Genomic DNA, 13,739 nt, shown 5'->3' on the forward strand with positions numbered 1-13,739 from the left:
GTAACGATGAAAGTAACATGTAATTCATTTAGAGCTTGAACATCTAGCCTGCAAAGTTCGTTTTTTTCTTTCTTGGAAAGAGAAACGGGACTTTGCAGGATTTTTTTTACCGATAAATAAAACCTAGAGATTATAGTAGATATTAGGTAAAATGGATGACAGATTAAAAAATGAACAAATCATTTATCAGAAGGTACAAGAATGCTTAGGGGAGGCAGATATGGAACAGCAAGCAATCATTGCACTTGTAATCTTCTTGGTTACGTATGCCATTATCATTTCAGAGAAAATTCACCGCACCATTATTGCGATGGTGGGAGCGGTGTTTATGGTTATGCTAGGAATTGTCAGCCAAGAAACTGCACTTCACCACATTGATTTTAATACGCTTGGGTTATTGATCGGAATGATGATTATTGTTGCCGTTACAGCTAAAACTGGATTGTTCAAAGCAATTGCGATCTGGGCGGCGAAAAAGGCAAAGGGAAACCCACTGTATATTTTAATTGCATTATCACTCATTACAGCTGTGGGTTCTGCCTTTTTAGATAACGTGACTACTGTCTTATTGATGGTACCCGTTACGTTTAGTATCACACGAAAATTAGAGGTACCTGCATTTCCTTTTTTGATGTCAGAAATCCTGATGTCCAATATCGGGGGTACGGCAACTATGATTGGTGATCCGCCTAATATCATGATTGGCAGTGCTGTCAAAGAACTTTCTTTTGTTGCCTTTATCAATAATTTGACGCTTATCTCGATGTTTATAGCGGTGGTCACTATTGTTGTACTTGCTTTTATGTTTCGCAAGCAATTGCATACGCGAGAAGAATTGCGCCAAAAGCTTATGCAACTGGATGCGGTCGCTGAGATAACAGATCGAACTTTATTAGTAAAATCATTGTCCGTTTTAGTCTTAACGATTATTGGATTCTTTTTACACCAAGTACTGCATCTAGAATCAGCTACAGTAGCGTTAGTTGGGGCTTTTTTATTGTTGTTGATTACAGGAGAGCATTATTTAGAAGAAGCCTTAACCAAAGTAGAGTGGACAACAATCTTCTTCTTTGTGGGGTTGTTTGTACTTGTTTCAGGGCTTGTGGAGACAGGAATTATTGCATCGCTCGCGCAGGAAGCAATCAACCTGACTAAAGGGAACGTTACTGCAACAGCTCTGTTAATCCTGTGGTTAAGCGCAATTGCCTCTGCTTTCGTGGACAATATTCCGTTCGTTGCTACTATGATCCCAATGATTCAGGAGATGGGACGCATGGGAATAGACAACCTAGAACCTTTATGGTGGAGTCTGGCGCTAGGAGCATGTCTAGGTGGTAATGGCTCTTTAGTCGGAGCGAGCGCCAACCTGATTGTAGCTGGCATCGCGGCTAAAGAAGGAGAAAAAATTACATTCCTGGGCTTCCTGAAAATTGGATTCCCACTCATGATTCTGTCGATCGTCATTTCAACGTTTTATATTTACTTCCGTTATTTAATCTAGCGTTTTTATGGAACCTATCACGTAAATCTATGAATAACAAAGCCTGCTTCGTATTGTGCGAAGCAGGTTTTTCTACTATCTAATAGGGTTAAAACAGATAGAATTCCTAGTATGTTACAGGTAGAGTATAAGGACAATCCGCAGCCACTTCCATTGCCCTTCGGTGTTACGTATGAGCTTATGGATAAACAAGTAACCTTCCTATACGACAAACGCTTGATCCCTGCTATAGTTTTAATAAATGACAGATTTATTTCCCAAGAAATGACACGCTTTGCAAATGAAGCATTGTTTGTCGGATTGATTGTTCAGCATGGGCAATTGACGACAGGAAATCACAACTTTCATACTTGGAACGACTAGATTCATAAGCAAAGAGGTGCTTTCCTTATTCTAAAAAATTACCTACAAAAAAATTGCTCAAACGATGCATTTGTGCTTTCAGAAGTCTTTCCAATGGGCTAAAAATGACTGAACTAGTTTGTGGAAATAATCACTCTATTTTATAATAAAGGGTAGAGGCCTACTAGTACGTGATGGAAAAAGGGGAAGAGATGATGAAAATTTTGTCTGTTACAGGGGAAGGCGTGCCTGCTGGAAAAGGTGGGTCACCTGCTGATACCTTTGAGCGATCAGTTGTAACTTATCAGGTAGGAAAAGAAACGAAAACGCTTACTATTACCTATGTACGTTATTTCGAGAAGCTTCTAGCCCAACAAGGACTGTACGATCAGGAGAAAGAAGGGATACCTGTAAATCAATTGGCTGCCACTCTCTTTTTGGAACAACATCCTCAATCCAAAGAATCTCGTCACTATTTTAATGATGGGGAATCCTTCACCAAGTTGTTCGAGGCGTTTTCTATAGAAGAGTGGAGAGAAAAATACTCCTCTTTGGTATGAGCATTTTAATTGCCGTCGATACAGAATATAGGAAGAAACTCTCTGGCTCAAATATCACATTTTTGTGACAACACCCTTTAACTGCAATTGAATCATTGCAGTTCCCCTCGAAGTTTTGCATAATAGAATTTGTATTATTTGATAACTATTCTTAATTAGCGAATATATGTATGCAATCGCGAACAAGAAACGACATAGATAGAGGGGCGAAGCATGGAATGAAACAAGTCGGAGTACTCATTATAGGTCATGGTTCCAGCAGTGCAGCATGGGTGGAGCTAGTGGATCAGGCTGTTGCCAATTTAGACATCCAGGTACCTTACACCACCTGTTTTCTGGAAATGGTAGGAGGACGCCTTATTGAAGATGGACTACGAGAGCTTGAGACTCGCGGTGTAGAAAAAGTCATAGCGATTCCCCTCTTTGTTGCAGAAGGCAGTACACATATTGATGAAATCGGTTATTTGTTAGGTGCTACCGATCATAAATTGGATGATGAGTGGGAAAGATTACACACAACGATGGAAATGATTTATTGTCCACCAATGAACGATCATCCATTTATTCTGGATATTTTGGAAGAACGAATTCGTGAGCTTTCCTCAGACCCAAAAGAAGAGATACTGTTCCTAGTTGGACACGGCGCGGATGAAGGGGAAAATCATCGAAAGTGGGAAGAAGTGTTACAGAGTATGACCCAGACTCTGAAGGAACGCTTGAAATTCTCTGAGGCTACCTATGGCACATTACATCCAGATAATCTACGCACTCGGGCGGAAGAAGCAACCAATCAAGGTAGAACGATTGTTATCCCGCTATTTTTGAGTGAAGGGTATTTCACAAAGAAGGTCATTCCGTCTAATCTGGATGGCTTAAACTATGCGTATAGTGGTAAAACATACCTTCCACATCCTTATGTTGCTAAATGGCTACAAGAAGTTGTAGATGAACAGGTGCATAATGTGTAGAAGGTAGAATAATCTACAAGAAGGCTCAACAACAGGGGCCTTCTTTTTTATTGTGTAAGGCATCCGGTGAAACTTGAGGTAAAATAAGGGGAAGTGCAACGATGGTTCAAGTAAAGGCTAGATGGAACCCAAGTTTTCTAAAAAAAGTTGTAGGCACAAAGAAGAAGCATTCATACATAAAATGAAGAAGTTGGGAAAAAACGAGTAGGATGAGTAGAGCTGTTGTCGTTAAGAAAGAGAGGTTATCTATGATTGAGGTACAGTGTGTGACAAAAGCATTTAAAGATGTTGTGGCTGTGGATCAGCTTTCACTACTATGTCGACCGGGTGAGGTACTGGGTCTTCTAGGGGAAAATGGAGCCGGTAAAACTACAACTATGCGCATGATGGCAACGATTTTGACCCCTACCAGCGGGGATATTATCATGGATGGTTACTCGGTTAAAACACATCCAATGGAAGTCCGTAAACGCATTGGTTTGTTGTTTGGCGGTGATGTGGAACTTTACGCTAGGTTGACGGCAAGAGAGAACATTAAATACATAGGTAAGTTGCATGGGTTGAATGAAAAGCTGATAGATCAGCGAATTGAAGAGGTTAGCAAACAGTTGGACATGAGTGAATTTTTGGATCGTAGGGTGGGGCCTTTTTCCCGCGGAATGAGACAGAAGGTAGCGATTGCAAGGTCGTTAGTACATGATCCAGAAGTGATCTTGTTTGACGAGCCTACTACTGGTTTAGATATCACGGCAGCAAGCGTATTTCGACGATTAATTAAAAAATTACAACAACAAAACAAAACGATACTGTTTTCCACACATAACATGGGCGAAGTAGAGAAACTCTGCTCTAGAGTAACAATCATGCACAAAGGGAAGTTGATTGTAGAAGGTACGATCCCCGCTTTGCGTAAACGCTATGATCTACAAGATATGGACGACATCTTTATGCGAGCGGTCGGAGGTGAGAAAGAGAATGAATAGACAGCATGTATGGATTGTCTTTCAAAAGGAAATGACGGATCTTATTCGGGATCGCAAAACTTGGATCGGGGCCTTAGTTATCCCTTTGGTTGTTGTTCCATTATTTGTATTTTTAATGTCTTTTTCTATGAATGGGGTCGCAAAAGAGGCTCAATCCTTCGTTCCGCTGATTGTTAATGCAAATAGTCAGCATCCCTTTGTACAAATCTTACAAAAAAATGATAGTGTAAAAATCATTCAGGCAGAAGATCCTCTGGTGGCAATTAAGAATGGGGATGCGAGGGCTTTCATTAAACTACCTGAACAGTTGCAGAATAGATTACAAGCAGGTGAGGCTGTCGATATTACTATTTGGTATGATCCCTCTAATCAAAAATCTACCTATGCCAAAACGTTAATTGAAAAATCTCTGGAGGAATATCAAAAGGACGTTGTCGCCAAGCGGTTACAGCATGTAGGATTGTCGATTGAGGCGATTGAGCCACTCCATACCAAGTTTGAAAGCGTAGCTAGTGATGAGAAGGTGTCTGGTAGTATTTTATCCGGCGTTATGATCATCCTCATGATTGCTTCTCTAATCTCTGGGGGCTTACCAGCTGCCACAGACTTAATTGCGGGAGAGAAGGAACGAGGCACGTTAGAGACACTGATAAGCGCTCCGATAACAGCCAACAGCGTGTTAACAGCGAAATTATTTACTGTCATGATTATGAGTGGCGTCAGTTCGTTAGCCTCGGTGATTAGTGTATCGCTGATTTTTACATTTGCGCCAATTAATCATGATGCAGGAGGACTCTCTCTGCAATTTTTCACGGGTAGTTCCATTATAGTGTTGCTTATCGTGGTTATTTTACTTGCCGCTATGTTTGCTGGCATCATGTTAAGTATTAGTTCTTTTGCCAAATCCTTTAAAGAAGCGCAGACATACATGACCCCGCTTGTTTTGGTAGGATTGGTACCTGCTTACCTGATGATGCCGCTCAATCCGATCGATATCCCATCCGTCTACTATTTGTTGCCTATCTTTAATGGAGTGGCGATCTTTAAAGAGATTTTCTATGGGGAGTTACAGGCTATGCATGCCATTCTAGTGGTGTTTACGTCGCTTTGTTATGTGATTGTAGCTATTAAGGTGGCGGCGAAGTTCTTTAAACGGGAGAATTTGTTAGTGAAATAAAAAATAGCTTGGCTCCGCAAAGAGCCAAGTTTGTATTTTTGTTTTAACGAAGCACTACAACTGAACCAAACGACTGAATGAGATAACGAAGTCTAAGCTTCTCTATCAGTGGCTTGGTATGGTAAAGCTACTCGATTTACATGACCTGAGCTTGTTTTACTAGCCAACCTGCCCCAATTACACCTGCGTCATTACCAAGTGTAGCAGGCAAAATTTCGCATGACTCCGCGGCAATTTTCCAAGTGTAGGTGTCAAAAGACTTGCGGATCAGCTTGAATAAGACGTCGCCTGCCGCAGATACGCCACCACCGATCACAATTTTGGCAGGATTCAGCAGGTTAGCTATATGAGAAAGTCCAAATCCGGTATAGAAAGCAGCCTGGTCAATTACTTCTTGAGCGGCTGAATCTCCCTCTGCCGCTGCGTCAAAAGCATCTTTGGCAGTTAAGGAACCTTTCTCTGCTAGCTGTTTAGCTAAATACATACTGCGTCCTTCCATTGCCGCTTTTTCCAACCCCAAAATAATGGCTGTCGCAGAACCGTATCGCTCCATGCAACCCTTTTTGCCACAATTGCAAAGTGGGCCATCTGGATTAACCGTTACATGACCGATCTCACCACCGACTCCCTTTACACCATGAACGATCTTGCCGTCGATAATGATACCACCGCCAATACCTGTACCGAGTGTCACAGCAATCAGGTTATCTGTTCCCCGCCCAGCGCCGCACCACATTTCACCCAGAGCGGCTGCGTTGGCGTCATTTTCTACATATGTGGGTAAACCAGTTAGGGCCTCTGTTTTAGCTTTCAGCGCAGTATCCTTTAAGCCTAGATTCACAGCTTCATATACGAAACCGGTTTCAATATCTACCGGACCTGGTACACCGATGCCAATACCATAGGTTTCTTCTTTGGAGAAACCATGCTCTTCCATCAGTTGGTCGATAGTAGCTGCCATCTGGTGAATAATTGCATCTTCTCCTTCAGGAACAGGAGTAGGTATTTGTGTTTTTGCTATAATGTTACCCAATTCATCAAGTAGTGCTACTTTAATGGTGGTACCTCCGATGTCTACTCCTATAATCATACGTTTCGCCAAGCCCAACACACCCCTTGTCCAGAACTCATCTTTCATTAATAGTACCATGAGTAGAGTGGCTAAAATAGGCAAAATCATGTGACAAGCCGCATAATGATTCCCAAAAATGGTCATACAGGATATGATGAGTATGGTATCATGATAAAATTCGAAAATATTACGTAACGGAAGAAGGGACGCGAATGAAGAGAGCACGTCTAATCTATAATCCGACCTCAGGGCGTGAAGCTGTTCGCCGTCAGTTGCCAGAGATTCTAGAGACGCTGGAAGAGGCCGGATATGAAACTTCTTGTCATGCTACCAAAGGGGAAGGGGACGCTACCAGAGAGGCTGCCCGAGCCGTAACAAGACAATTCGACCTTGTCATCGCAGCAGGTGGGGACGGCACTATATATGAAGTAATCAATGGGATGGCCGAAAAGAAAAACAGACCCAAGCTCGGTATTATTCCTGCTGGTACAACCAACGATTTTGCCCGAGCCCTTGGTATTCCTAAATCCTTAAAAAAAGCAAGTCAAGTCATCGCAGCCGGTCGTACACAAAAGATGGATGTAGGCAAAATGAACGACCGTTATTTCATTAATATTGCTGGCGGTGGAACACTGACTGAATTAACCTATGAAGTACCCAGTAAATTAAAAACCATGGTAGGCCAGCTCGCCTACTATTTAAAGGGAATAGAAAAGCTTCCGTTCATCACCCCGACACATATCCGCATCGAGACGCGTAATCAGGTTATGGTGGATGAGGAAGTTATGCTGTTTCTCATTTCTAACAGTAATTCTGTAGGTGGTTTTGAGAAGATAGCCCCTGCGGCTAGTCTTTCAGATGGGAAGCTCGATTGCATTGTATTAAAGAAGGCAACGTTACCAGAGATCGTTCGTATCGTTAGTATGGCAATAAAAGGAGATCACATAAAAGATCCCCATGTGTTATATTTTCAATCCGATTACATTAAAGCAACAACCAATGATGAGCAACAGGTACTATTAAATCTGGATGGAGAATTGGGCGGAGAATTGCCTTGTGAGTGTTACACCCTCTCCAATCATCTAGAGATTTTTGTACCATGACATAGATTTATGGAATATTAAAGGAGTTAGACAGAGTGAGAAAATCAGGAACAGGAAAATCACAACGCGGCAACAAACAGAGAAAAGAACCGAACCAATCTAGAGAGCAACAACCTAAAAATTACCCTGTGCAACTGGAGCAAATGGTGGACTTGGAAATTACCGGTCTTAACCATGAAGCGGAAGGGGTCGGCAGATATAACGGCTATACGCTGTTTGTGAAAGGAGCTTTGCCTGGCGAAACAGTCAGAGCAAAAGTCATCCATGCCAAAAAGAACTTTGGCTATGCTCAGTTGGTCGAGATCATGACTACGAGCGATCATAGAGAGGAGCCACCCTGTCCGGTCTACGATCGTTGTGGCGGCTGTTCCTTACAACACCTGATATATAGCGAACAACTGCGCCACAAGCAGCAGATCGTCATGGATAATCTGCGTCGTATTGGTGGGTTCCGCATCGAGGGTGAGGAAGAGAAAGGCTTGCGTATGAAATGTGAAGCTGTCTCTTCGGTGAATGATGAAACTGCTACCTTTGACGTAGTCCCAACTAGTTCAACCGTAGTTGCACCACGTAACAGTGAACTAGTAACAGATGAAGCACACAAAAGTGAAGGTGTAACCGCTGAGCAGATTACAAAAGAACCACTCAGCAATGGTGTAGCACTAGTGGAACCAGCAAAGGCTGTAAAGGTACTTCCAACACTGGGAATGACAGACCCGTGGCGTTATCGTAACAAGGCACAAGTGCCAATTGGAGAGGAAAACGGCGCGTTAATCGGCGGTTTCTATGCAGAAAAATCACATGACATTATCGACATAAACGAATGCCTCATCCAGCATCAATCCAACGATGAAGTAGTAGCAACGGTGAAACGGATCGCAGAACGCCTAGGAATTGAGCCTTACAACGAGGTAAAGCACACAGGATTGTTACGTCATGTGGTGGCAAAAGTAGGTGCAAAAACAGGAGATCTCATGTTGGTGCTCATTACGACAGAAGCATTCTTGCCAGAGAGAGAACAGCTCATCCAGCTTATCCGTGCTGAATTACCAGGTGTGAAAAGCATGGTACAAAATATTAACGTGCGCAGAACCAACGTGATTTTCGGAGATGAAACCTTCACGATGTGGGGCGATGACGTTATTTATGACTATATCGGACCGATCAAGTTTGCTATCTCGGCTCGCTCTTTCTATCAGGTGAACCCGGAACAGACAGATGTGCTGTACAGCAAAACGCTGGAATATGCAGGGTTAGAGGGAGACGAGACCGTTATTGATGCGTATTGCGGTATCGGGACAATCTCGCTGTTCCTAGCTCAAAAGGCTAAGCACGTGTACGGCGTGGAAATTGTGCCAGAAGCAATTGCGGATGCGAAAAGAAATGCAGAGCTGAATGGATTTGAGAACGTCAGCTTTGAAGTGGGGCCTGCTGAGGTAGTTATCCCGAACTGGCGCAAGCAAGGTATTGTGGCTGATGTAATAGTGGTAGACCCACCGCGTAAAGGCTGCGATGAGGCGTTGCTAACGACCATTTTGCAGATGCAGCCGAAGAAAGTGGTATATGTGTCCTGTAATCCGTCTACGTTGGCGCGGGATTTGAAGGTGCTAGCGGAGCAGTATGAGGTTGTGGAAGTGCAGCCGGTGGATATGTTTCCACATACGGGGCATGTGGAGAGTGTGGCTTTGCTTAATCGTAAATAAATGGCGAAAACCCTTGGTATACAAGGGTTTTTTGTTTTGGGCATATGATGGAGTGAAGGATTTGACCACATTTTGACCACAAAAGCTTTATATTTGTAGTTTTTTAGCATGTAGATTTGCAGTTAAAAGAATTTTATAAGTTGAGCATCTATTACCCATGTTCCATCTTCTAACATAGGAGCACTAGTTGCTAACATCTCCGAGATAATCTTTCCAGAAGGCTCTATTATACGAAATTTTTCACCTTTAATTATTTCATATGTTTCAACTTCAGTCCATTTTCCATTGCGTAATACTTTAACTATATTCATTGGTTACACTCCTCAAAAATATTTTGTTCAGATGGAGATTTGTCAATTTCATCTAAAAACTCCCAAACTGCATCTTCTAAATCTAGTTTTTCTAAAACATCTTGTCGTTTCTCATAAAGAAACTCATCTTCCCAAAGTACAGATTGATATCGTAATAAGCATTCTTTCGCTCTTTGATGAACTTCTAAATCTGATAGTTGCTTTATATCAAAGTTTCTAATAAAATCATCAAAAGCAAAAATTATGGCTTCTGTTGCTCCAAAAAAATCGAGATCCATCATTAACTCTATAAATATAGCTTGCTCACGATTCATTATAATCAAATCCTTTTATGAATTTTTATATGAAGGGTCAATATCATCGTCATCATAAGTATCGATTAAGCTTTCTCGGTGGGCTTCTTCCACAATTTTTGTTTCTAATGAATCTTCAATAAAACTTTTTACTGTTTCAATATTACGATCTTCATCGTAGGGAGCAGCACAACTTATGACATTTCCTAATGAGTCTAGAATGGTTAACATGTATTTTTGAAACGTCTCGTAATCTCCGTTAAATTCATTTTTTATGTCTAACGACCCTATTAATTGTTTTATTGCAGCAAGTCTAATATCTGAATTCCAGTAGTGTTTCTCATCACCTTGAATCAATATAGAAAGGGTTACTCCGTTTTCGTTTCCAGTGCATCTGATATCGAATGGTTCATTAATATCAAATCCATATTCAGATATTGTTGAAAGGAATTTTGATCTATTCTTCATAAAAAAAACCTCCATTATTATTTTTAAATGAGTAGAAATCCGATAACTTACAGAATTCAGTGTTCCTTTTTGTATTCATGATAATTATTACAAACTGCACACCAAACCCAAACCATATCATGTTCTTCTCTCATGAGCTTTTCTTTTATAGCCATCATAAAAAGCTTTTCATCTGACCATTTTTTCACTTTGGAGGAGTGAGTATCATAAGGTAGCCCATTCTTAGGAAAGCCATGTGAAACAAGTAGATCACCAACTGCATCGTAATCAAGTTCAGGATCATATTCAATATTTAATAAATTTAAGAGCCTTTTTTGTGATTGAGAGGGCTTAAAATCTCTCTTTTTCTTGCTCATTTGTCAATCCTCCTATTTTGAATATCTATTTGCATAGCCTTTTCAAATCTTCTTGCAGCATGTTCTTGCATATCTCTAGTGACATGACTGTATACATTCATAGTCATAGAAGCATCTGAATGACCAAGGCGCTCAGAAACGATCTTGACATGTTCCCCTAACTGTAAAAGAATAGTTGCATGAGTATGACGTAAGTCATGAAACCTAATCTTAGTAACATTACTTTTCTTGATTAATCTTCTAAAATTGTCTGTAAGGCTTCGTGGATGAACAGGGATTCCTAATTCATTCGCAATAACTAGGCCATGATCCTCATAGACTTCTCTAACCTTGTTGATATGAGTTTGTTGTAACTCTTTATGGACATGTAATTCTTTCACTAAGGATTCAGGTATAGATACTAGACGGTTAGAGCGACCCGTTTTTGGTTCCCAAAAATGAAACTCACACCCTTTTGAATAATAAAGATTTTGGCAGACACTAAGCTTTCCATTCGCTAAATCAATATCTTTCCAACGTAAGGCTAAAACTTCACCTCTACGTAATCCTGTATAGATCGCAATGAGATAAATCATGTAAAAGTTATGATTTTTTTCTTCCTTGGCAATACTAAGAAAGCGATTAATTTCTTCAATTGACCATACTGCTTTTTCTTTTTTTCGTATGGTAGGTGGATCAACCAAATCAAAAATATTAGATTGAATATTCTGTATCCTAATCTGATACTTCATAAAACTGCGCATAATTGCATGTAGGTATGTAACGTACTCAGGAGAAAGATCTTCATCTTGAAGTCTTTTATAGTATTTTTGGATGTGTATCGGTTTTAACTCTCCTAATTTAACATGACCAAATGCAGGGATTAGGCGTTTTAAAATAGCCTTTGAATAATTTTCATAAGTGGATAAACGTAGAGTAGCCTTTAACTGATAGTCTAACCATTCGAGCATAAGGTCAGATATCGTTTTTTTGGATGGTTCTATGTAATTATCCTTTCCAACTAGGGTAATTAATTCTGCACATGCTTTTTCAGCTTCCTTTTTGGTTTTGAATCCGCCTTTAGTTTTTTGTTCTCTGGAGCCATCTGGTTTTCTTCCTATATCTACAGTGAACGACCATGTGTTACCACGTTTTCTAAAGTATCCTGTCATATCGTATTACCAGCTTGCATATTGAGCCATGAAAAGAATGAGTCTCTAGCAACCCGTTTGCATCGTCCTATACGGATAAGAGGGAAGTTATTTAGCTCCATGATCTCGTATGCTACACGCTTAGATACTCCAATGATTTCCGATAGATCGGAAGCGTTTAATACCAAAGGATAATCTTCAATTTTTTTTGTTTGAGTATTATTGTTCATATTCCATTTCTCCTATTTTATTTTGATTAGGTAACAAGTACCTATCTCTTCTCAGGTGCATTTCTTGATTAAAAGTCGAGTTTTTATGAGACAGTTTTAATTCGACCCATGATTGAATTACTCTACTTGTGTCTTCAATAGTATCGTGTTTACTAATTGCTGCTACAGAGAGCATCAGCCCAGCAGTTTGATTTAGTAATTGCAAAAGGTTTCCTTGTTTAATTACCTCTCTAACTAATGGAGAAGGCTGATAATTAAGACCTGCATTCTCAATGATTTTCCACTTTCGTTTAACCTTCCATCTACTAACATTATCTTTTGAAGGTTGTCTTATAGAAAGCCATTCTCCAGTTAGATATGCCCACAATCTATCCTCCTTTTTAAGTAATTCTTCTATGGTGTTAATAGAAAATTGCTTTAGGACATGCCTTCTTATCTCAAATTCAACTCGCCAAACGACCTTCGATTCATCCCAGCCATTATCGATCCAGATTTGCTTAAACCATGATTTACCTGATACAGCTAACTCAATTAGCTTGTTGTAAATACGACAGTGTAAACTACCTCTTGCTCCAATTTTTAATCCACTAAATTCACGACCCTCAGAAAATTCACTAGGAACGAATCGTTCTTCTTTTTTTCTTGCTCTAGAAACTACTCCCTTAGAATCAATTTGTTTAAAAGTAACTTCATCAGTGTCCACACATATGTCAGTACGTGATAGCTTATTAGTCAGTAGAGTTGCATCGAAGGTGGAAAACCAATCTAAAAAGTTTTGATAAGCTTGATTGCAACCATATGACCATAAATACTCAGAGAAGAATTTAACTACAATAGGCGGATTAGAATTCATTTCAGTTTTCACAAAACAAATCGAAAAGTCTTTACTGGTTAATTTATAGGTATAAAAAGGGATACCAGTTCTTTCAACGGTTAATACAAGACTACCAATTGTGATGGTTTGAATATTCATTGATTCTTGGGCAGCCTTCTTTAGTTTTTCAAATTCTTCAAGATAAGAAGAAAAAGCAGATTGATAATCTTCTACTATTAATCCAAATTCGAGTGTGTCAATAGCTTTCAGTATCAAGGCATCTACCTCACTTTGGTTGTAATTACAGCCCAGCATATTATATGGGTGCTGGGCAGCCTCGGTGGAACCAAGAGGCTAACGCCTCAGCCCTGACATGGAGCCTCTGCGAGTGTGCAGGACAAGGCTTATCAGCCAGGTCAAAAAGCGACCTGTCCGCTAAACCAGCCTGGCACATCTCGCCTCTCCATATCAAGGCCAAGCCAGCGTTACACGCTGGTATCGGCTGCGCTCATTTCATGGCTTGCCGGGCTTGTTCTATCTTTTTTTGAATCTTTTTTTCTAAGGAAATTTGTATTGCTCTAGTTTTTGCAAGTGTTTGAAAGTAACTCTGAATATCATCAAATAAAAAAGTTAACTCTTTATTGTCCATTTAATTCCTCCTAATTAAGTTACTTTATTGTAATCATATGTGATTTAATTATCATCAATAAGTTCATGGTATAATGTTC

Annotated in this window: 15 protein-coding genes and 1 pseudogene; 8 read left to right on the top strand and 8 right to left on the bottom strand. The window is 40.3% G+C overall.

Annotated features, from left to right (window positions below; translation table 11 throughout):
• The first annotated feature begins 220 nt into the window (after positions 1 to 220).
• The 6 genes and pseudogenes from EEL30_08925 to EEL30_08950 all read left to right on the top strand — a co-directional run bounded on the left by EEL30_08925 (position 221) and on the right by EEL30_08950 (position 5,531).
• A complete protein-coding gene (locus tag EEL30_08925) occupies positions 221 to 1,501 on the top strand; it encodes a hypothetical protein (GenBank protein ID QDX95710.1) in 1,281 nt (426 codons plus the stop codon).
• Between the two features lie 102 nt (positions 1,502 to 1,603).
• Positions 1,604 to 1,741 (top strand): annotated as a pseudogene (locus tag EEL30_08930) (ABC transporter ATP-binding protein).
• Between the two features lie 317 nt (positions 1,742 to 2,058).
• The gene (locus EEL30_08935; GenBank protein QDX95711.1) at positions 2,059 to 2,403 is read left to right on the top strand and encodes a hypothetical protein; all 345 of its coding nucleotides are present in this window, start codon (positions 2,059 to 2,061) and stop codon (positions 2,401 to 2,403) included.
• 218 nt (positions 2,404 to 2,621) lie between these two features.
• Positions 2,622 to 3,371 (top strand): cobalamin biosynthesis protein CbiX, encoded by a 750-nt coding sequence (locus EEL30_08940; GenBank protein ID QDX92441.1) that lies wholly within the window; start codon positions 2,622 to 2,624, stop codon positions 3,369 to 3,371.
• Between the two features lie 248 nt (positions 3,372 to 3,619).
• A complete protein-coding gene (locus EEL30_08945) occupies positions 3,620 to 4,354 on the top strand; it encodes an ATP-binding cassette domain-containing protein (GenBank protein ID QDX92442.1) in 735 nt (244 codons plus the stop codon).
• Entirely contained in the window at positions 4,347 to 5,531 is a 1,185-nt protein-coding gene (locus EEL30_08950; GenBank protein ID QDX92443.1) for an ABC transporter permease, read from the top strand. Before EEL30_08945 ends, EEL30_08950 begins: the two co-directional genes overlap by 8 nt.
• Before the next feature lie 136 nt (positions 5,532 to 5,667).
• On the opposite strand, the gene EEL30_08955 is transcribed toward EEL30_08950, so the two are convergent.
• The gene (locus tag EEL30_08955; GenBank protein QDX95712.1) at positions 5,668 to 6,669 is read right to left on the bottom strand and encodes an ROK family glucokinase; all 1,002 of its coding nucleotides are present in this window, start codon (positions 6,667 to 6,669) and stop codon (positions 5,668 to 5,670) included.
• 146 nt (positions 6,670 to 6,815) lie between these two features.
• Here EEL30_08955 and EEL30_08960 point away from each other — a divergent pair, with 146 nt between their 5' ends.
• Positions 6,816 to 7,706 (top strand): diacylglycerol kinase, encoded by an 891-nt coding sequence (locus tag EEL30_08960; GenBank protein QDX92444.1) that lies wholly within the window; start codon positions 6,816 to 6,818, stop codon positions 7,704 to 7,706.
• 35 nt (positions 7,707 to 7,741) lie between these two features.
• Positions 7,742 to 9,409 (top strand): 23S rRNA (uracil(1939)-C(5))-methyltransferase RlmD, encoded by a 1,668-nt coding sequence (gene rlmD / locus EEL30_08965; GenBank protein ID QDX92445.1) that lies wholly within the window; start codon positions 7,742 to 7,744, stop codon positions 9,407 to 9,409.
• A 122-nt stretch (positions 9,410 to 9,531) separates the two neighbouring features.
• Here the strand turns inward: rlmD and EEL30_08970 are convergent, their stop codons facing one another.
• From EEL30_08970 to EEL30_09000, 7 genes are read right to left on the bottom strand one after another with little or no spacing between them, the layout of a single operon-like run.
• Positions 9,532 to 9,720: a hypothetical protein gene (locus EEL30_08970; protein ID QDX92446.1), complete on the bottom strand. Its 189-nt coding sequence runs from the start codon at positions 9,718 to 9,720 to the stop codon at positions 9,532 to 9,534.
• Complete coding sequence (locus tag EEL30_08975; GenBank protein ID QDX92447.1) at positions 9,717 to 10,034, bottom strand: hypothetical protein; 318 nt, start codon at positions 10,032 to 10,034, stop codon at positions 9,717 to 9,719. Before EEL30_08975 ends, EEL30_08970 begins: the two co-directional genes overlap by 4 nt.
• Before the next feature lie 15 nt (positions 10,035 to 10,049).
• A complete protein-coding gene (locus EEL30_08980) occupies positions 10,050 to 10,481 on the bottom strand; it encodes a hypothetical protein (GenBank protein ID QDX92448.1) in 432 nt (143 codons plus the stop codon).
• Positions 10,482 to 10,537: 56 nt separating this feature from the next.
• Positions 10,538 to 10,837 carry a hypothetical protein gene (locus EEL30_08985; protein ID QDX92449.1) on the bottom strand — a complete coding sequence of 100 codons (300 nt, stop codon included), beginning with the start codon at positions 10,835 to 10,837 and terminating at the stop codon, positions 10,538 to 10,540.
• Positions 10,834 to 11,988, bottom strand: a complete 1,155-nt coding sequence (locus EEL30_08990) for a site-specific integrase (GenBank protein ID QDX92450.1) — start codon at positions 11,986 to 11,988, stop codon at positions 10,834 to 10,836. The genes EEL30_08985 and EEL30_08990 overlap by 4 nt, the downstream gene beginning before the upstream one ends.
• Positions 11,985 to 12,197: a DNA-binding protein gene (locus tag EEL30_08995; GenBank protein ID QDX92451.1), complete on the bottom strand. Its 213-nt coding sequence runs from the start codon at positions 12,195 to 12,197 to the stop codon at positions 11,985 to 11,987. The genes EEL30_08990 and EEL30_08995 overlap by 4 nt, the downstream gene beginning before the upstream one ends.
• Positions 12,187 to 13,287, bottom strand: a complete 1,101-nt coding sequence (locus EEL30_09000) for a replication initiation factor (GenBank protein QDX92452.1) — start codon at positions 13,285 to 13,287, stop codon at positions 12,187 to 12,189. Before EEL30_09000 ends, EEL30_08995 begins: the two co-directional genes overlap by 11 nt.
• Between the last annotated feature and the right edge of the window lie 452 nt (positions 13,288 to 13,739).

It is taken from the genome of Brevibacillus laterosporus (assembly GCA_007833815.1).
GTDB lineage: Bacteria > Bacillota > Bacilli > Brevibacillales > Brevibacillaceae > Brevibacillus_B > Brevibacillus_B laterosporus_D.